This is a genomic window from Pseudoalteromonas sp. P1-7a (assembly GCF_001401855.1).
Lineage (GTDB): Bacteria > Pseudomonadota > Gammaproteobacteria > Enterobacterales > Alteromonadaceae > Pseudoalteromonas.
The window spans coordinates 27322-46868 of sequence record NZ_LKDU01000005.1; the positions used below are offsets into that span (position 1 = coordinate 27322).

At 43.0% G+C, this 19547-nt stretch carries 18 protein-coding genes; 3 read left to right on the plus strand and 15 right to left on the minus strand.

Annotated elements, in window-relative coordinates; all coding sequences use genetic code 11:
- Positions 1 to 20: 20 nt before the first annotated feature.
- The 3 genes from AN389_RS05400 (at position 21) to yjjG (ending at position 2200) form a co-directional block, all read left to right on the plus strand.
- Positions 21 to 920 carry a phosphoribulokinase gene (locus tag AN389_RS05400; RefSeq protein WP_055017496.1) on the plus strand — a complete coding sequence of 300 codons (900 nt, stop codon included), beginning with the start codon at positions 21 to 23 and terminating at the stop codon, positions 918 to 920.
- 63 nt (positions 921 to 983) lie between these two features.
- Positions 984 to 1526, plus strand: a complete 543-nt coding sequence (gene yjjX / locus AN389_RS05405; protein WP_055019416.1) for an inosine/xanthosine triphosphatase — start codon at positions 984 to 986, stop codon at positions 1524 to 1526.
- Positions 1526 to 2200, plus strand: coding sequence for a pyrimidine 5'-nucleotidase (gene yjjG / locus AN389_RS05410; RefSeq protein ID WP_055019417.1), 675 nt, complete (start codon positions 1526 to 1528; stop codon positions 2198 to 2200). Before yjjX ends, yjjG begins: the two co-directional genes overlap by 1 nt.
- Positions 2201 to 2283: 83 nt before the next feature.
- Here the strand turns inward: yjjG and lpxC are convergent, their stop codons facing one another.
- From lpxC to rsmH, 15 genes are all read right to left on the minus strand, one after another.
- Complete coding sequence (gene lpxC / locus AN389_RS05415) at positions 2284 to 3195, minus strand: UDP-3-O-acyl-N-acetylglucosamine deacetylase (RefSeq protein ID WP_004589422.1); 912 nt, start codon at positions 3193 to 3195, stop codon at positions 2284 to 2286.
- Between the two features lie 106 nt (positions 3196 to 3301).
- Positions 3302 to 4549 (minus strand): cell division protein FtsZ, encoded by a 1248-nt coding sequence (gene ftsZ / locus AN389_RS05420; protein WP_055019418.1) that lies wholly within the window; start codon positions 4547 to 4549, stop codon positions 3302 to 3304.
- A gap of 23 nt (positions 4550 to 4572) precedes the next feature.
- Positions 4573 to 5805, minus strand: a complete 1233-nt coding sequence (ftsA, locus tag AN389_RS05425) for a cell division protein FtsA (protein WP_004589420.1) — start codon at positions 5803 to 5805, stop codon at positions 4573 to 4575.
- On the minus strand, positions 5802 to 6587 hold the full coding sequence (locus AN389_RS05430) for a cell division protein FtsQ/DivIB (protein WP_055014168.1): 786 nt from the start codon (positions 6585 to 6587) through the stop codon (positions 5802 to 5804). The genes ftsA and AN389_RS05430 overlap by 4 nt, the downstream gene beginning before the upstream one ends.
- Before the next feature lies 1 nt (position 6588).
- Complete coding sequence (locus AN389_RS05435; RefSeq protein WP_055014169.1) at positions 6589 to 7509, minus strand: D-alanine--D-alanine ligase; 921 nt, start codon at positions 7507 to 7509, stop codon at positions 6589 to 6591.
- Positions 7506 to 8915: a UDP-N-acetylmuramate--L-alanine ligase gene (murC, locus tag AN389_RS05440; protein ID WP_055014276.1), complete on the minus strand. Its 1410-nt coding sequence runs from the start codon at positions 8913 to 8915 to the stop codon at positions 7506 to 7508. Before murC ends, AN389_RS05435 begins: the two co-directional genes overlap by 4 nt.
- Positions 8916 to 8957: 42 nt before the next feature.
- Entirely contained in the window at positions 8958 to 10034 is a 1077-nt protein-coding gene (murG, locus tag AN389_RS05445; protein WP_055014170.1) for an undecaprenyldiphospho-muramoylpentapeptide beta-N-acetylglucosaminyltransferase, read from the minus strand.
- A complete protein-coding gene (ftsW, locus tag AN389_RS05450) occupies positions 10031 to 11206 on the minus strand; it encodes a cell division protein FtsW (protein WP_055014171.1) in 1176 nt (391 codons plus the stop codon). The genes murG and ftsW overlap by 4 nt, the downstream gene beginning before the upstream one ends.
- Positions 11203 to 12537, minus strand: coding sequence for a UDP-N-acetylmuramoyl-L-alanine--D-glutamate ligase (murD, locus tag AN389_RS05455; protein WP_055019419.1), 1335 nt, complete (start codon positions 12535 to 12537; stop codon positions 11203 to 11205). The genes ftsW and murD overlap by 4 nt, the downstream gene beginning before the upstream one ends.
- The gene (gene mraY / locus AN389_RS05460; protein WP_055014173.1) at positions 12538 to 13620 is read right to left on the minus strand and encodes a phospho-N-acetylmuramoyl-pentapeptide-transferase; all 1083 of its coding nucleotides are present in this window, start codon (positions 13618 to 13620) and stop codon (positions 12538 to 12540) included.
- Complete coding sequence (gene murF / locus AN389_RS05465; RefSeq protein WP_055019420.1) at positions 13620 to 15002, minus strand: UDP-N-acetylmuramoyl-tripeptide--D-alanyl-D-alanine ligase; 1383 nt, start codon at positions 15000 to 15002, stop codon at positions 13620 to 13622. Before murF ends, mraY begins: the two co-directional genes overlap by 1 nt.
- The gene (gene murE, locus AN389_RS05470) at positions 14999 to 16477 is read right to left on the minus strand and encodes a UDP-N-acetylmuramoyl-L-alanyl-D-glutamate--2,6-diaminopimelate ligase (protein WP_055019421.1); all 1479 of its coding nucleotides are present in this window, start codon (positions 16475 to 16477) and stop codon (positions 14999 to 15001) included. The genes murF and murE overlap by 4 nt, the downstream gene beginning before the upstream one ends.
- A complete protein-coding gene (locus AN389_RS05475) occupies positions 16470 to 18287 on the minus strand; it encodes a penicillin-binding transpeptidase domain-containing protein (RefSeq protein WP_055019422.1) in 1818 nt (605 codons plus the stop codon). Before AN389_RS05475 ends, murE begins: the two co-directional genes overlap by 8 nt.
- Positions 18284 to 18610 (minus strand): cell division protein FtsL, encoded by a 327-nt coding sequence (gene ftsL, locus AN389_RS05480; protein ID WP_055014177.1) that lies wholly within the window; start codon positions 18608 to 18610, stop codon positions 18284 to 18286. Before ftsL ends, AN389_RS05475 begins: the two co-directional genes overlap by 4 nt.
- Entirely contained in the window at positions 18607 to 19545 is a 939-nt protein-coding gene (gene rsmH, locus AN389_RS05485) for a 16S rRNA (cytosine(1402)-N(4))-methyltransferase RsmH (protein ID WP_055014178.1), read from the minus strand. Before rsmH ends, ftsL begins: the two co-directional genes overlap by 4 nt.
- Between the last annotated feature and the right edge of the window lie 2 nt (positions 19546 to 19547).

A 19547-nucleotide genomic window follows, 5' to 3' on the forward strand; every position in this document is an offset into this window, starting at 1 on the left:
TCCTAAAAAAGAGAAAAAACATGTCTGCTAAACATCCTATCATTGCAATAACCGGTTCATCGGGTGCGGGTACTACAACCACCACCAATGCAATTAAACATATTTTTCGTAGCCTTAATATTGATGCGGCTTTTATCGAAGGAGATAGCTTTCATCGTTACACACGCCCAGAAATGGACAAAAAAATACGCGAGGCACAGCAAGAAGGTAAGCACATTAGTTACTTTGGCCGCGAAGCCAATGACTTTGGCGCATTAGAAACCTTATTTAGCACCTATGGCGAAACAGGCCAAGGCAAGTTACGCCGATATTTACACACCTTTGATGAAGCCGTGCCTTATAATCAATTACCCGGTACATTTACTCCTTGGCAAGATCTTGAAACAAACACTGATTTAATGTTTTACGAAGGTTTGCACGGAGGCGTGGTTGATCAGGATCACGATGTGGCTAAGCACGTAGACTTGCTTATAGGCATGGTGCCAATTATTAACCTTGAGTGGATCCAAAAATTGATCCGCGATACGCAAGACCGCGGCCACTCTCGCGAAAAAGTAATGGACTCAATTGTACGCAGTATGGATGACTACATTAACCACATCACACCGCAGTTTTCGCGCACCCATATTAACTTTCAACGTGTGCCAACGGTTGATACGTCAAACCCATTTAGCGCAAAAGATATCCCTTCACTTGATGAAAGCTTTGTAGTTATTCGCTTTAGAGGAATTGATGACGTTGATTTTCCGTATTATTTACAAATGATTGAAGGCAGCTTTATGTCGCGTATAAATACCCTTGTGGTGCCAGGCGGTAAAATGGGTTTAGCAATGGAGCTGGTGCTTACCCCGCTTATTAAAGACATTATTGTTAAAAAGCGTGCGCTTGAAAACCTTGCTCCATTAGATATACCCATTTAGCCCCTCTTTTATGATTTACACTTCTGACGTACACTGCTGCTTTTGCTAACAGTGAGGGAAAACGTGTCGCACTCATTAAAAATTATTGTGGGCTCTAAAAACCCAGTAAAAATTAACGCTGCAAAACATATTTTTGCAATGTACTTTCCTAGTTACGAAATTGATTGCCAAGGCGTTGATGCTCCCTCAAATGTTCCCGATCAACCCATTGGCGAAGAGCAAACCCGTATAGGCGCACAAAACCGAGTTACTTACTGCAAAAATATGTACCAAGCAGATTACTACTGTGCAATGGAAGGCGGTGCAGAGCAATTTAGCTATGGGGCTGCAACCTTTGCCTATGTTGTTATTAGTAATGGCTCTGAGCAAGCGATAGGACGCAGCAGTAACCTGCCGTTACCGCAAGTGTTATATAACGCGCTATTAAAAGGTGAAGAGCTTGGCGATGTGATGGATAAAGCATTTAACACCCATAATGTTAAGCAAAAAGGCGGCGCAATAGGACTACTTACAAATAATCATGCAACCCGACAAAGCACCTACACCCAAGCGCTTACCTTAGCTATGGCGCCTTTTTTACACCCTAGCCTTTATCAGGAAAATTAATGAAATACAGTTATGTACTGTTTGATGCAGACGAAACACTATTCAGATTTGATATTTTAGCGGGTATGACCCGCATGTTTAAAACGTACGATGTACAATTTACCCAAGCCGATTACCTCCATTATCAAAAAACCAATAAGCAGCTGTGGTTAGATTATCAAGATGGAAAAATTAGCGCCGATTACTTACAAGTAACTCGCTTTAATGAATGGGCTGCAAAATTAAATGTACCAGCAAAAGAATTAAACGATGCATTTTTAGATGCTATGGCGCAAATTTGCGAGCCTTTACCCGGCGCCGTAGCGCTGTTAAATAAACTAAAGCCACATGCTAAATTAGGTATCATAACCAACGGCTTTGCCCGCTTGCAAACGGTGCGTTTAGAACACACAGGTTTAAAAGAGATGTTTGATTGGTTGGTTATTTCTGAACTAGTAGGCATTGCTAAACCTAACAAGGCTATTTTTGAGCACACATTTAAGCTTATGGGTAATCCAGATAAAAGCAAAATATTGATGGTGGGCGACACTGCCTCTAGCGATATTTTGGGAGGCAATAATGCCGGTATTGATACCTGTTGGCTACAGCACCCAGGCGAGCAGTTACCTGAAGGCATAACTCCTACTTACACAATAGCTAACTTAGATCAATTGCAGTCTATTCTTAAAATTTAGCTAAATTAAAAGCAAAAAAAATGACGCTGTTAGCGTCATTTTTTATAACTGTTTGTGAGCGTGTATTTTTAAAAAATACTAAATTAGGCAGTCGCTAATTCAAGGCCGGGTGCAGGCATCGTAACAGGCGTTTCAAATGTTGCCCACTCCCATGCTGACTCAGTTGCCATAATTTTGCGAAGTAACTTGTTATTTAAATCGTGACCCGATTTATAAGCAGTTACTTTACCTAGTAGGTTATGACCTGTCATAAACATGTCGCCCACACAGTCTAATATTTTGTGTTTTACAAATTCATCGCTGTAGCGCAAACCATTTGGGTTTAGTACTTTAAAATCATCAAGTACTACTGCGCTGTCCATGCTGCCACCCAGTGCTAGGTTATTAGCATGCATGTATTCAATATCTTTCATAAAGCCAAACGTACGTGCACGGCTAATTTCTTCAGTAAAGCTTTGCGCAGTAATATCTAAACCAATGCGCTGACGGCTTTCGTTAATAGCCGGGTGATCAAAGGCAATTTCAAAGTCGATATGAAAACCATCATACGGTTCTACTTCGGCCCATTTATCGCCTTCTTCAATACGTACTTTTTCTTTTATACGAATAAAGCGTTTCGCAACATTTTGCTCTTCAATGCCGCCTTTTTGTAACAAATAAATGAACGGTAATGCACTACCATCCATAATCGGCACTTCTGAGCTATCTAATTCAACAATTAGATTATCAATACCCATTGCAGCAACCGCTGCAATTAAGTGCTCAGTCGTTGATAAGCGAACACCATCTTTGTTAATTAAACAGGTACATAATTGCGTATCACCAACGGCTTCAGGTGTTGTTTCAAAATCAACAACCGGATCAAGGTCCACACGACGAAATACAATCCCGGTATTTGCGCTCGCAGGTCGGAGAGTTATTGTGACCTTCTCACCTTTATGAAGTCCAATTCCTATGGCTTTGACTACTTGTGCAATCGTACGCTGTTTAATCATAGGTTCGCTCACTTTTAAATCAATTACAGTTAGACGGCGGAGTTTAACATAAATCCTTTTGCCTTTCAATATTTGTACATATTTCAAACAAAAGCATTAGTAAATGTTAATCAGCCTGCTTACGTAAAAAAGCCGGAATATCAAAATAATCTCCGCCTTCTGATTTATCCGCTTTTTTACTGTTTTGCGCTGATGAACTTGCCGTGTTGCTTGAGCTTGTAGATGGCGCTTGTTCTTTGCTTTCTACTTGCGTGCTTGGCGTCGTTTCTTCAGTGCTTGTGCCTTGGCTTGCAAAGCTTGGTACGTACATGCTGCTAGATTGGTTTGATGAACTTGCTACATCAGAGCCTGATGCCTTTTTAAAGCCGTTATCAACAATACCAAACTGCGGACGACGATCGCCACCTAGCCCTGTAGCAACCACGGTTACACGTAACTCGTCGCTCATTTCAGGGTCAATAACTGCACCCACAACCACAGTTGCATTTTCAGACGCTAGCGCTTTAACGTGGTTACCCACAATTTCAAATTCTTCAATCGCGATGTCCATACCCGCGGTAATATTAACCAAAATACCTTTAGCACCGGTTAAATCAACGTCTTCTAGTAATGGGCTTGAGATAGCCGCTTCTGCAGCTTCTTGAGCACGATCTGGGCCTGATGCAGAAGCTGTGCCCATCATGGCAGTACCCATTGCTGACATTACGGTACGTACGTCGGCGAAATCCACGTTAATTAAACCAGAACGTGTAATTAGCTCCGCAATACCTTGAACCGCACCAAAAAGTACATCGTTTGCTTTAGCGAAGGCATCTAACAGTGTAGTCCCTTTGCCTAAAACTTTAAGCAATTTATTGTTCGGAATTGTAATAAGTGAGTCTACAATTTCTGACAATTCGTTAATGCCTTGTTCAGCCGCTGCGGCGCGTTTTTTACCTTCAAAGTCAAAAGGACGCGTTACTACAGCAACCGTTAAAATATCGAGATCTTTAGCAATTTTAGCAACCACAGGTGCAGCACCGGTACCTGTACCACCGCCCATGCCGGCAGCAATAAATACCATATCTGCGCCTTCAAGGCTGGCACGAATGGTTTCTGCATCTTCTTCAGCCGACTCACGACCTACTTCTGGGTTTGCGCCTGCACCTAACCCTGAGGTAATTTGCGTGCCTAGTTGTACGGTAATATCGGCAGCGGAATTACGTAATGCTTGTGCATCCGTATTTGCGGCTATAAAGCGCACACCTTCTATTTGTTGTTTTACCATGTGCTCAACAGCGTTACCGCCGCCACCGCCCACGCCAATTACCTTAATTACAGCTTCTTCGCTGTGTTGTTCCATCATATCAAACATGTTTACTCTCCGACTTGAGTACTTTAAAACTCACCTTGGAACCATTTAGTAATGCGGTTCCACCAATTATTATTATCCTCTGCTTTCGACTTTTGTGCATTCATCGATTGCATAGTGCGCCCGTATTGTAACAAACCTACAGCGGTTGCGTACGAAGGATCGTCTACGTAGTCTGTCAAACCAACTATCCCGATTGGTTTGCCTATTCTCACTGGCATTTGGAAAATGTCTTCAGCCACTTCCATTGCGCCAGTCATTTTAGCAGTCCCGCCTGTAATAACGAGGCCTGCCGCAATTTGGTCTTCTAAACCTGAGCGACGAATTTCTTCCATCGCTAGCTCAAATAATTCTCTAAAACGAGGCTCTACCACTTCAGATAAAGTATGACGCGACATTAAACGTGCTGGTCGCCCGCCTACACTGGGTACTTCTATGGTGTCTTCGTTACTGGCCATTTGGCTACTTGCGCATGCATATTGTACTTTGAGTGACTCAGCATGTGATATAGGTGTACGAAATATTTTTGCAATATCACCGGTTACTTGATTGCCCGCCACCGGAATCACTGAAGAATGACGCAATGCACCGTTAATATAAATAGTGATATCCATTGTACCACCACCAATATCGAGCACCGCTACGCCAAGCTCTTTTTCATCATCAGTTAATACTGAATAACACGATGCGAGTGCGGTAAATATAAGCTGATCAACCTCTAAGCCACAGCGCTCTACGCATTTTTCGATATTTTTAGCCATATCGTTTGAACAAGTAATAATGTGTGCACGTGCTTCCATACGCACGCCGCTCATACCAAGGGGGTTTTTAATACCCTCTTGCATATCAATGCTATATTCTTGCGGTAATGCATGCAGCATTTTACGCTCAGCCGAAATAGGCACAGAGCGCGCTATATGAATTACATTTTCAATGTCTTCATCAGTTACTTCGGTATTATTAATTGCAACCACGCCGCTTTCGTTTTGACATTGTATGTGTTTGCCAGAGATCCCTAAGTACACTGAGCTAATACGACAATCAGCCATTAATTCGGCTTCATCTATTGCTCGGCGAATCGACTCAGACACTAAGTTTAAATCGTTTACGCCGCCTTTATCCATACCATGAGATACTTGGCTGCCCACACCAACAATGCTGAGCTTGTTATCTGCGGTGATTTCACCTACCGTGGCCACCACTTTTGAGGTACCAACGTCTAATCCAATCACTAGGTTTCTTTCTGCTGACTTAGTCATGCCTTACTCTTATTTTGTAATTGCTGTTCTTGCACAGGCTTATAGCTAACTGCAAGGCCGGTATCATAGCGTAAATCTATTGCATCTATTTGTGCATCTGCACGCTTTTCCATGCGCGGGTACACATCTATAAACCGCTGTACTCGCTTTGCTTTATCTTTGCGCCCTAAATTTAAGCGCACACCATTATCTAACCACAACTGCCACGAAAAACGCTCCGAAAGTGCCAAGCTTTTTAATGTTAACGCATTTACCTTTAGCATTTCGTCAAATTGCTTAAAAGCAATCCACGCTTCTTTTTCGCTACCCTCTGGGCCATAAAGTTGCGGTAAATCATTGGCAAGTTTATCGCTGCTTGCTTCAAAAGCATCGCCACTTTGGTTTAGCAGTAAATCGCTATTCCAATGGGCTACGGCTTCGTGTTCAACTACGTACACTTGTATTGTATCAGGCCACTGCTTGCGAACCGATACGGTTGCAACCCAAGGTAAATCTTTTACTAGTTGCTGTACGCGTTTTACATCTAGCTCAAAAAAACTGCTTAAATCGGCCTTTTTTATTGCTTTTATTATGGCCTTTTCGTCAGTGTATTTGGGCTTTCCTAGCACCGTTAAGTGCTTTATTTGTGCATCTTTGTTCTCTACTAGCCAATCAGATACACCGGTCGTTATTTGCACCAGCCCTATCACTACTACTAGAAAAAAGCTCACACCAAAAATTAGCGACCAATTAAAGTTAAGTTGCTGTTTTAACTGTTGAGCTTTTTCTAAAAGGGTGTGCATATTAAAGCGTTTGCTCCAAAATGCGAATAACTAATTGCTCAAATGTTGCCCCGTTTGCTTTTGCCGCCATGGGCACCAGCGATTTTTCGGTCATGCCAGGGACTGTATTTACTTCTAACAAATAAAAATTTCCCTGCTCATCTTGCATCGCATCTACACGGCCCCAGCCGCTTGCACCTACTAACTCAAACGCTTCTAATGACATAGCTTGTATACACTGTGTATCTTGCGCCGATAAATCGGCAGGGCAATGATACTGCGTTGTGTTTGACTGATACTTAGCTTGATAATCGTAAAAGCCATTTGGGGTCGTCATTTCAATAACAGGTTGCACTGCGTCGCCTAATACAGTCACTGTAAACTCGCGTCCGGTTATCCACTGCTCCACTAACACTTGGCTATCAAACTTAAAGGCGTGTGTTAGTGCATCTTCAAGCTCTTGAGCGGTACTTGCTTGCGCCATACCTATGCTTGAGCCTTCGTGTGATGGCTTCACCATTACTTTTTTAAACTCATCCATAATGGCTTTTGCATCAAAGCCTTTTTTAGCATCAACAACTGCATAAGGCGCTGTGCTTAGTCCTGCAGATTTAAATAAATGCTTACAACGGACTTTATCCATTGCTAAGGCTGAACCCAATACATTACTGCCTGTGTATGGCAAGTTCATAAATTCAAGCGCACCTTGCACTGTTCCATCTTCGCCACCACGGCCATGCAATGCAATAAAGACACGATCTATGTTTAACTCTTTTAATTCCCACAATGAACGATTTTGCGGGTCAAAAGCAATGGCATCAACACCAGCATTTTGTAGTGCATTAAGCACTGCTTGCCCTGAACGTAGTGACACTTCACGCTCTGCTGAGTTACCCCCTAGCAGTACTGCTACTTTACCAAATTGCGCGTTTTGCTGCGTCATACTTCACCTTGCTTTAATTTTTCAACCGACATACCTGTTGCCGCTAATGTTTTAACCAATTGTCCTATATTACCAGCGCCTTGCGTTAAAACTAAGTCGTTATTTTGTAAGTTATCGGCCAGCACACCAGCAAGCTCTGCGCTCGTTGCTACGTGTAGAGGCTCTTTTCCGCGTTGACGTAGGCTGCGGCACAGGCTTTTACTGTCTGCGCCCACAATAGGATCTTCACCGGCACTGTACACATCTAGTAATAAAAGTTGATCGACATCAGCCAATACTTTTACAAAGTCTTCGTATAAATCGCGTGTACGGGTAAATCGGTGTGGTTGATAAACCATAACTAAGCGTTTTTCTGGCCAGCCTTCGCGTACCGCTGCAATGGTGGCTGCAACTTCTGATGGGTGATGTCCGTAGTCATCCACCAGCATGACATTGCCGCGCTCATTTTCAAATTCACCGTAGTGCTGAAAACGACGTCCTATGCCTTCAAATTTTTGCAATGCCTCTAAAATTGCGTGGTTAGCAATGTTTTGATCTTTAGCCACTGCAATTGCCGCCGTGGCATTAAGTGCATTGTGCTTACCCGGCATGTTAAGCGTAGCTGTTAGGCTATCGCCATTCTTATTAGTCACTGTAAAAGTACAAGTACTTGCTGATTGACTAAAATCGCTCATGCGGTAGTCGGCATCTTTTGACTCGCCATACGTGATTACAGGGCGAGCAAAACGTGGGATCAACTCACTGGCTACCTGCGAGTCTATACACACAACGGCTAAGCCATAAAATGGCAGGTTATGAATAAAGTCCACATAAGTGTCTTTCATTTTCTCAAGGCTGCCGCCATAGGTTTCCATGTGATCTTCTTCAATATTGGTGATCACCGATACCATTGGCTGTAAATGTAAAAACGATGCATCGCTTTCATCTGCCTCAGCAATTAAAAAGTCGCTCTTACCTACTTTTGCGTTACTGCCTGCGCTATTTAATAAGCCGCCAATAATAAAGGTAGGATCAAGTCCTGCTTGAGCATAAATGCTGGCAATTAAACTCGTTGTTGTGGTTTTACCATGTGTGCCCGCAATGGCAATGCCATGGCGAAAACGCATTAATTCGGCAAGCATTTCTGCACGGCGAACTACCGGTATACGTGCCGCTTTTGCTGCAATAATTTCAGGGTTTGTTTCGTCAATAGCACTTGAAACAACAACGACGTTGGCATCTTTTACGTTGTTTTCGTGATGGCCTATAAATACTTCAGCACCTGCTTTAATTAAACGTTCGGTCATTGCGCTGTGCGCTATATCTGAGCCTGTAATACGGTAGCCTTCACAAGCCAGTACTTCGGCAATGCCGCCCATACCCGCACCGCCAATACCAATAAAATGGATGGTCTCTATTCGACGCATAGCAGGTCGAGTTTGTTGTTCTTGTATTGACTTATCTTTCACTTATTTTCTCTTATTTGTTACTTGCTCACAGTGCGAGGCAACGCTTGCTGTGGCATCTAAAATGGCTTGCTGCTTAGCATTACTGGCCATTTGTTTAATTAATATAGGCTTTGCCAAATACGGGGTTAATAGCTCAACTATCGAGTCTTTATTAAACTGGGGCTGAGGCATTAAAAGCGCGCCACTTGCGGTTACTAAATACTTTGCGTTAGCGGTTTGATGATCGTCTACCGCATGTGGAAACGGCACAAACACAGCCATTTTACCCGCGGCGGCGATTTCACTAACAGTCAGTGCACCGGCACGGCAAATAACAATATCGGCCCACGCGTAGGCGGCGTCCATATCATCTATAAATTCAGCAACTTTTAGGTCTTCATCTGCAATGTTGTTTTGCGCATACGCGCTTTGTACGCTCTCAATATGGCCTTTACCTGTTTGGTGCCACACTTTAATTGGCGCTGTTTTAGCAAGTAAACTAAATGCCTCTGGCAGTGTTTGGTTAAGCACTTGTGCGCCTAACGAGCCCCCCACCACTAAAATATTTATAGGGCTTGAAACATCACGTTTAGCGACATTAGCAACGCTTGCACGTACTGGATTACCGACTAATTCAGCTTGCCCTGGTGCAAAGGCACTTGGAAACGCAGCAAGTACTTTGTTAGCAAATTTTGCCAACCATTTGTTGCTCATACCTGCCACTGCATTTTGCTCATGAATCACCAGTGGGATACCTAAACTTTTAGCCGCTATCCCCGTTGGTCCAGTTACATAGCCGCCCATAGCAAGCACAACATCTGGTTGCTGAAATTTCAATACCTTACGCGCTTGCAATATTGCATTAAGTACCATGAATGGAGCTTTAATAAGACGCTTTAAACCATTACCGCGAACGCCTTTTACATTAATAAAATCAATCTCAATGTTATGCTTTGGTACAACATCCGCTTCCATTCTGTCTGGCGTGCCTATCCAGCTTACTTGCCAGCCTTGCTCTTTTAAATAATCGGCTACAGCAATACCAGGGAATATATGCCCACCTGTACCACCAGCCACAACTACTAATTTTTTACTCATCGTTTACCTCCGCGTGAGGTGGCTTGTTTGGTTGCCATTTTAGTTTCAAAATCAACACGCAATAAAATACCGGTGGCAATCGTCATTATTAACAAACTTGAACCACCATACGAAATAAACGGCAAGGTTAACCCTTTAGTCGGTAATAACCCTGCACTGGCGCCTACATTAACCATGGTTTGAAACGCAAACCAAATGCCAATAGCAAACGCAAAATAGCCTTCGTATTCTTTGCCACACTTTAACGCTTGCTGACCTATTAAAAGCGCCCTAAATACAAACACAGCCAACACACATAAAATACTTGCTACACCTACAAGGCCTAGCTCTTCACCTATAACAGCAAAAATAAAGTCGTTATGAGCCTCGGGTAAATACTGTAACTTTTGAACGCTGTTACCTAACCCTTGGCCAAACCAGCCCCCTTGGCTGTAGGCCATAAGCGACTGCACTAACTGATACCCTTTTCCAAATGGGTCTTCCCAAGGGTCTAAAAAGCCTACAACTCGCGCCATTCTGTATGGCTCTACAATAATCAGTAATACAACAAGCCCTATGCCCGTTAAAATGAGTACAAAAAACTGCCACAGCTTCGCGCCGGCCAAAAATAACAGCCCTACTGTTGTTACAAACATAACGACTACGGTCCCTAAATCGGGCTGCAATAAAATGAGTAAGGCATACACCGCAAATACAGCAATAGGCTTTGCAAAGCCTTTAATATTTTCTTGTACTTCTTCACGCTTTCTTACCAAGTAGCCAGCTATATAACTGAAAAAGTATAATTTGGCGGCCTCAGCCACCTGAAAACCAACAGGTCCAATGGGAATCCAACGTTTTGCGCCGTTAACTTCGCGGCCTATAATTAATACTGCAATAAGCAGCACCATGCCAAGTAATAACAAATACGGGTTTGAGCGCTTCCACCAATCCATAGGGACACTGGCGGCAATCCAAAATAAAATAAATGCCATTGCTAAAAACAGGCTGTGGCGAATGGTAATATGGTATGAGTTATCAAACAGCCTTTCGGCTGTAGGCATAGAGGCACTGGTCACCATTACAAAACCCACACCTATAAGCATGAGCATGCAATAAAGCAGTGGCACGTCATAAAGCTGTGCTGAAGGTTTTGGAGTGAGCGTTTCTTTTAAATCGGCAAAGGCAATCATATTAGCCCTTCCTTAACGCATTGCACAAAGTCATCACCGCGTTGCATGTAGTTGTTATACATATCAATGCTGGCGCAGGCAGGCGCAAGTAATACAATATCGCCGCGCTTACTGAGCACTTTAGCCAGCGATACCGCCTCTTGCATTGTGTTTACTAAGTGCGATTTACTGCTCAGTGCAGCAAGTTTATCTGCATCTTTGCCAAAGCAAACAAGTGCTTTTACATGATTTTTTATATAAGGCGTTAACGCACTTAAATCAGCGCCTTTGGCATCACCACCGGCTATTACAATTAGGTTTTCATGAGCTGAGGCCAAACTATCTATAGCTGCCATAGTAGCACCCACATTGGTAGCTTTAGAGTCGTTAAAATATTTGACCCCATTTTGCTCACCAACAAACTGACAACGGTGCGCTAAACCATTAAATTGGCCAAGCGCTGCAGTATATTGATCTTTACTAATATCAAACGGGCTTAATAACGCCATTACCGCCAGTGTATTTAAGTAATTGTGCTTACCAACTACCGAAAGCGTGCTAACAGGTAAAAACGCTTCACCTTTTACTATAAAGTGTAGCTTATTATTATGTTGGGCTAAGCGATAATCACCTTGGTCGGTGCCAAAACTCATTTGTGGCGCTAAAGAGTGGCGAATAGGCTGCGTTTGAATGTCATCTGCGTTTGTTACTAAAAGCTCAGCATTGTTATAAATACTTAATTTAGAGTCGATATAGGCTTGGTAACTGTCGTAACGATCTAAATGATCTTCAGATATATTTAATACCGCTGCGCTTATTGGTTTTAAGCTCGAGCAAGTATCCAGCTGAAAACTTGAAAGCTCCAGCACATAAACATCAAAATCATCGTTTAATAAGTCAAGTACCGCAGTACCAATATTGCCACCTAATGCCACTTTGTAACCTGCAGCTTTAAGCACTTCATACGCAAGCGTAACAACGGTTGATTTACCATTAGAGCCTGTGACAGCAACAACGGGGTTAGTATTTATACGAGCAAACAGCTCAACATCACCAATGACCTCAACGCCAGACTCTATTGCTTGAGCAATTGCGGGGATTTTTAAGCTAAGCCCAGGGCTTATGATGATCATGTCGGTTTTACAAAGTGTAGCGTTCCCTAAGTCACCAAAATGCGTATCAAGCTCAGGTGCGTGTTCGCTAAGCCAGTCCACACCTGGTGGCGCAACACGGCTATCAACAACCTTTGGTGCAAAACCATGAGATAATAAAAAACGTACAATGCCCAGACCGGTTACACCGAGTCCGAGCACTGTTATATGTTTGTTTTTTATCTCGTTTAAATACTGCATTTATCGAATCTTTAATGTCGCAAGGCCAGCAAGCACTAGCACAATTGAAATAATCCAAAAGCGCACAATAACACGTGGCTCTGGCCAACCTTTTAACTCGTAATGATGATGAATAGGCGCCATTCTAAAAATGCGCTGTCCGCGTAGTTTATATGAGCCAACCTGTAAAATTACCGACAAGGCCTCCATTACAAACACACCGCCCATAATAATTAGCAGTAATTCTTGGCGTACTAAAATTGCAATTATGCCTAGCGCGCCGCCAAGTGCCAAAGACCCTACATCGCCCATAAACACCTGGGCTGGGTACGTGTTAAACCATAAAAAGCCTAAGCCCGCGCCAACAATAGCGGTACATACAACCACAAGCTCACTGGCAAGCGGTAAATGCGGGATATGTAAATAAGCCGAAAAATTAATATTACCGGTCAAATAAGCAATGATGGCCAGTGCGGCAGCCACTAAAATAGTAGGTACAATCGCTAGGCCATCTAAGCCATCAGTCAGGTTTACCGCGTTTGAAGTTCCCACTAATGCAAAATAAGTAATCACAATGTATAACAAGCCTAACTGTGGCAATACATCTTTAAAAAATGGCACAACCAATGAGGTTTCTGATGCGTGTGTACTGGTGGTATACAATGCAGTTGCAACCACTAAAGCAATAACCGATTGCCAAAAATACTTCCATTTAGCAATTAGTCCTTTAGGGTCTTTGCGTATTACTTTGCGGTAGTCATCTATAAAGCCAACTAAACCTAATGAGCCAATTACAAATAAAGTTGCCCATACGTATTTATTCGATAGGTCAGCCCATAATAAGGTGCTGGTAAATATGGCGCCTAAAATGAGTAAGCCCCCCATTGTAGGAGTGCCTTTTTTAGATAAGTGAGATTCTGGACCATCATCACGCACTACTTGGCCAATTTGCATTTTTTGTAATGAGCGAATGAGCTTAGGACCAAAATAAAGCGACATCATTAACGCTGTTAATATACCTAAAATGGCGCGTAGGGTTAAATACGAAAAAACATTAAAGCCACTGTAATATTGAGTTAAATACTCTGCCAGCCAAACTAACATTATGATACTCCATTGATGGCTTGTTGCTGGCCATTTACTAAATCGGTTACTAATAATTCCATGCGAGAACTGCGCGATCCTTTCACCACAAGTGTGGTTTTACTATTTGTATTATTAAGACTGGTTTGAATTTGCTTGAGCATTTCTTCGCGATTAGAAAAATGACGATTTGGCTTATCAAACACATCGCTTGCATATTTACTTAACACACCCAGCGTATACAGCTCATCTATACCTTGCTGTTTGGCGTATTCACCTACTTCTTGATGGAAAGTTCTGGCATCTTCACCAAGCTCTCCCATATCGCCAAGTGCGAAAATACGGTGCCCTTGAATATCACTTAATAAATCAATGGCAGCTTTTACCGACTTAACATTAGCGTTATAGGTGTCATCAATAACAGTGAGTGAGTCACTCACTGTTATTAAATTTACACGTCCTTTTACATCCCCCATGGTGGCAAGTGCTGTGGCTATTTCTTCAAGCGATACGTCAAACTCGCTGGTTAAAGCCGCGGCAATAAGCGCATTGCTTACGTTGTGCTTACCTGGAAGAGCAAGCGTTACGGGTACTTTTTGATCTGGTGTACACAATAAAAAGCTCGCGCGAGCGTTTTCGTCTAGGCTGATATTTTCAGCCCAAATATCAAGTTTTTCAGTACTTGAAAAACACTTAACAGTGCGCCCTTTTAATTTATCAAGCCAGTACTGGCTAAATTCGCTATCGCAGTTAACAATGGCAACGCCATCCTCTTTTAGGCCATCAAAAATCTCACCTTTTGCCTTAGCAACGCCCATTAGGCTACCAAAGCCTTCTAAATGCGCAGCGGCGACATTACACACCACAGCTACATCGGGTTTTGCCATGGCGGTTGTATAAGCAATTTCGCCTAAGTGGTTGGCACCAAGCTCTATAACAGCAAAACGGTGCTGTGGCTCTAAACGTAATAACGTAAGTGGCACGCCAATATCGTTATTAAAATTACCTCTTGTAGCAAGCACATCTCCATGCACCGATAAAATCGCAGCGCACATTTCTTTTACCGTTGTTTTACCTACGCTGCCCGTAATAGCAATGGTTTTAGGATTAACCTGCGCCATAACTGCTGCACCTATATTGCCTAATGCAATACGGGTATCGCTAACAACAAACTGCGGTATATCTATATCTACTTTGTGCTGCACAATAACGCCAATAGCGCCTTTTTGTTTAGCATCAGCAATAAATTTATGGCCATCAAAATTAGGCCCTTTTAACGCTAAAAACACCTCTCCTTCGCAAATACTGCGGGTATCGGTATTAATATTTACTACATTGAGATTATCACCTGGATAATCGGTTGCTAGCACATTTGCCAGCCAATCAAAATCCATCGGGATCATTGAGTTATCCCTCTTACTGCTTTTTTTAGTTGTTCTTTTACATAACTGCGATCGCAAAAGTCGATACGTTGATCGCCAATAATTTGGTAATCCTCGTGGCCTTTGCCAGCAATTAAAATTACGTCATCCGCATTTGCATTTTCTATTGCATAGCGAATGGCTTTTGCTCTGTCAGCCTCTAAATGGGCTTTTTCAGGCTGCGATAAGCCCGCAGCTACATCTGCTAAAATAGCATCTGGGTTTTCTGAACGGGGGTTGTCGCTGGTAACAATCACCTTATCTGCATTTTGCTCTGCTGCTTGTGCCATTAAAGCACGCTTGCCTTTATCTCTGTCGCCGCCACAGCCAAAAACACAGCTAACCCCACCAGGCACATGCTTTTGTAATGCCTGTAAAGCCAATGCAAGTGCATCGGGGGTATGAGCGTAATCAACAACGCACGTAGGTAAATTCACTTCGCTAAACGCTTGCATACGCCCTGCTACAGGGTGCAAATGTGCGCATCCTGCAGCTAATTGCTCAAGCGGGTAACCGAGCCCTAGCAATGTTGCCAGTGCTGCCGTTAAATTATATAAGTTAAACTCACCAAATAGAGGCGATGTTACGCTAATGTCACCCCAACTTGTGCTCAATTGCGCCGAAATACCATTTTTAGAGTATTCCACATCAGAAAAATAAACATAACGCGCATATTGCGGCGCTAAATTTTTCCGACCATAACAAATAAGGTTATTAAAACTGTATTTTTCAAGCCATCGCTCTGCTTGCCCATCGTCTTGATTTAGTACCACAAGTTCGGGGTCAAAATCGCGAAAAAGCATTAGCTTAGCGTCGCCATAACTTGCCATATCACCATGGTAATCAAGGTGATCACGCGATAAATTAGTAAACACCGCCGCTTTAAATTGGCATTGAGCCACGCGCTGCTGCACTAATCCGTGCGATGAAACCTCCATCGCGACAAGCTTTTTATGCTGCTGCTTTAAGTCATGCAATATGTGCTGCAAATCAACAGCCGAAGGCGTGGTATTAATAAGTGGCGTTAGTGTATCTGGGTGGCCATAGCCTAATGTGCCTATAATGGCCGAATCTGTACTACAAAACTGCGCTAAATGCGCCATCATGGCTGTTGTTGTTGATTTACCATTAGTGCCCGTTACGCCAATTAAATCAAGTGACTGGCTTGGGTTTTCATAAAATTGGCTTGCCAGCTCTGGGAGCTTTTTATCAAGCTCTGTTACTAAATAAAGAGGCTCAAATTCAACGTCAAATTCGCACAGTCTATCGGCAATAATGGCTATAGCACCATTTTCGATTGCTTTGGCAATAAACTGGCCGCCATCAAGTGCATGGCCTTTTATCGCCACAAATACATCACCTGGTGTTACATCACGGCTATCAAGGCGTAAATTTTTAACTAGCTGCGAAGGTGCATCTATGTCGATGTATTTTAAAATAGCCTTTAAATCACGCATCGTTATCTTTACCTTTTACGTACGCCACTTCTTCCTTATCAGGGGCTACGTTTAATATTCTTAATGCGTTAGAGACGATTTCTGCAAATGCAGGGCCTGCGGTGGCACCTCCATAGTACACATCGCCGCCAGGCTCATTGATCATCACTACCACAGCCAAGCGTGGGTTACTTGCCGGCGCTACACCTGCAAAATAACCTACGTATTCATCACCGTAACCACCAGCAACTGCTTTTTTAGATGTACCAGTTTTACCTGCTGCACGGTAGCCATCTACTTTAACGTTACGCGCTGTACCGTCTTTTTCAAACACGCTTTCCATCATGTGAACAACGGCTTCTACGTCTTTTTGTTTAAAAATACGTTCACCTTCTGGCACACCATCTTGCTTTAAAATAGTAAGTGGGCGATTAATCCCACCGGCACCTAACATGGTGTAAAAACGGGCCATTTGCGCCGTACTTACCGAAATAGCATAGCCAAACGATAACGTGGCAATTTCAAAATCAGACCAGCGGCGGTTTGGGTAAAATAAGCCGCTGCTTTCGCCAACCATACCTGTGCCCGTATCGCTACCAAACCCAACTTTTTGATATAAACCAACTAAGTAATCTTTAGGTACTTGTTGCGTTACTTTAGCCACGCCCATGTTTGATGAGTACTTTAAAATTTCACGAAGCGTCATTTCACCGTGGTTACGGGTATCTTTTACTAAACTGCCGCCTAAACGCATCCAACCTGGGTAGGTATCAATGGTGTCGTCGGCTTTAATTGCGCCGTAGTCTAGCCCAGCTAAAATGGCTAGTGGCTTAACGGTTGAACCTGGTTCAAACAAATCGGTAATTGCACGATTACGACGTTTATGAGGTTGTGCGTCGTTTAAGTTATTAGGGTTAAATGATGGGCTATTTACCATGGCCAGTACTTCACCAGTTTTAACATCAACCACCATGGCTGACCCTGAGGTCGCTTTATACGTGAGCACGGCAGATTTAACTGCTTTATAAGCAATCGCTTGAATGCGCTGATCGATACTTAGCTGAATGTTTTCTGGCTCTACACGTTCACGCTCATCAAGTACTTCAACTTCGCGCCCTTGGGCATCTTTACGAATAGTACGGCGACCTTCTTCGCCCGTTAAGGCATTTTCGTAAAGCTTTTCAATACCTTCTATGCCTTTTCCATCTATATTTGTAAAACCTATGATGTGCGCTGTTACCTCTCCTGCCGGGTAATACCGTTTAGACTCATCTAATAAATGAATACCAGGTAAACGTAATTGGCTAATGTAGTTGGCAACAGCAGGGGTTACTTGGCGCTTTAAATACACAAATCGACGGGTGGGATCGTTTAATAACCGCGAGTTAATTTTGTTAGGATCAATACGTAATACATCTGCCAGCTCACGCCAGCGTAGATCATTTGCGTAGTATGCTGAAGTTCGTTTATCTAGCTCGGCTACATTTTCAGCCAAGGTTTTATGATCTTCACCGTTTTTGCGCGCCTGTTTTATAACTTTAGCAACAAGCGACTTATGCAATGCTTTAGGATCGGCATACACACTAACGACTGGCACACTAACAGCAAGCTCTTTACCTTGACGGTCGAAGATCATTCCGCGTTGTACATGCAGTTTTTCAACGCGTACGGTGCGTTTATCGCTTTCTGAACGGGCTTTATCTGGCTCAATAACTTGTAAATAGGCAGCACGCGACACCAGTGTTACAAACACTAAAAACACCACAGTGCATACCAGCATAAAACGCCATGTGATTAAGTTATTGACCTGCTTTTTGCCGCGATTTCTCATTGTATTATTATTACCTGTTCGTCCTGACTGGTAGGGCGCTTCATTTCAAGCTGTGTGGTAGCCACTTCTTCAATGCGCGCATGCTGCGAATAGAACTCTTCTTCTACAAGTAAATAGCGCCACTCTAAATCAAGTTCATCACGCTCTTGTAAAAGCGTATCTTGTTTAATTAGCTGCGCACGAGCAGAGTGAGTAACCTGCACGACCGCAAGGCTTGAAGCGAATATCACAACCAACAAGGCCGAGGTTAGCTTATTAGCTCCTAGGCCTTTTAATATTTCTAAAAATAAATTGGGTTGGCGATTATTCGCTTTAGTGTTCATCCAAGCCTCTGTGCAATCCTAAGTACTGAGCTGCGAGAGCGTGGATTACGCTCAATTTCTTCAGCACTTGGTTTAATAGCTTTACCCACTGCTTTTAACGTCAGGTTTTTATTTATTTGTGCGTCGGTTAAAGGCAGACCTCTGGGTATCGCTTCTCCCTTACTCTGTTTTCTAATAAATTGCTTCACAATTCTGTCTTCAAGTGAATGAAACGAAATCACCACTAAACGCCCACCCGGCTTTAAAACTTTTACAGCGGCTTGCAATGCGGTTTGAATTTCTTCCAGTTCACTGTTTATGTAAATTCTGATTGCCTGAAATGTACGTGTGGCTGGGTGTTTAAATTTATCTTTTACAGGCACCGCTTCATCGACTAAATCGGCAAGCTGTTTGGTTGTGGTAATGGGTGTGTGTTCTCTAACTTCTAGTACTTTATGGGCTATACGCTTGCCAAACTTTTCTTCACCGTAGGTTTTAATTACATGGGTAATGTCTTCAAGTTCAGCTTCGGCCAGCCATTGTGCTGCACTGCGGCCACTTGTTGGGTCCATACGCATATCGAGGGGGCCGTCTTTCATAAAGCTAAAGCCACGCTCTGCGTCATCAAGTTGAGGTGAAGAAACACCAATATCTAACAAAATGCCATCAACTTTACCTAACAGATCGTTTTGCTCTGCAACATCGTATAAATTGGAAAAGCGGGTGTGAGCTATAGCAAAGCGACTGTCATCAGCAAATTTTTCAGCCGATTTTATCGCTTGAGGGTCTTGATCAATGGCTTGTAAACGCCCTTGTTCTCCAAGGCGAGCAAGTATTTGACCCGAGTGTCCGCCACGTCCAAAAGTACCATCCATGTATATGCCGTCTGGCTTAATTGCAAGAGCATCGATGGTTTCGTCCATTAATACGGATACGTGTTCAAATTGCGCAGTCATTA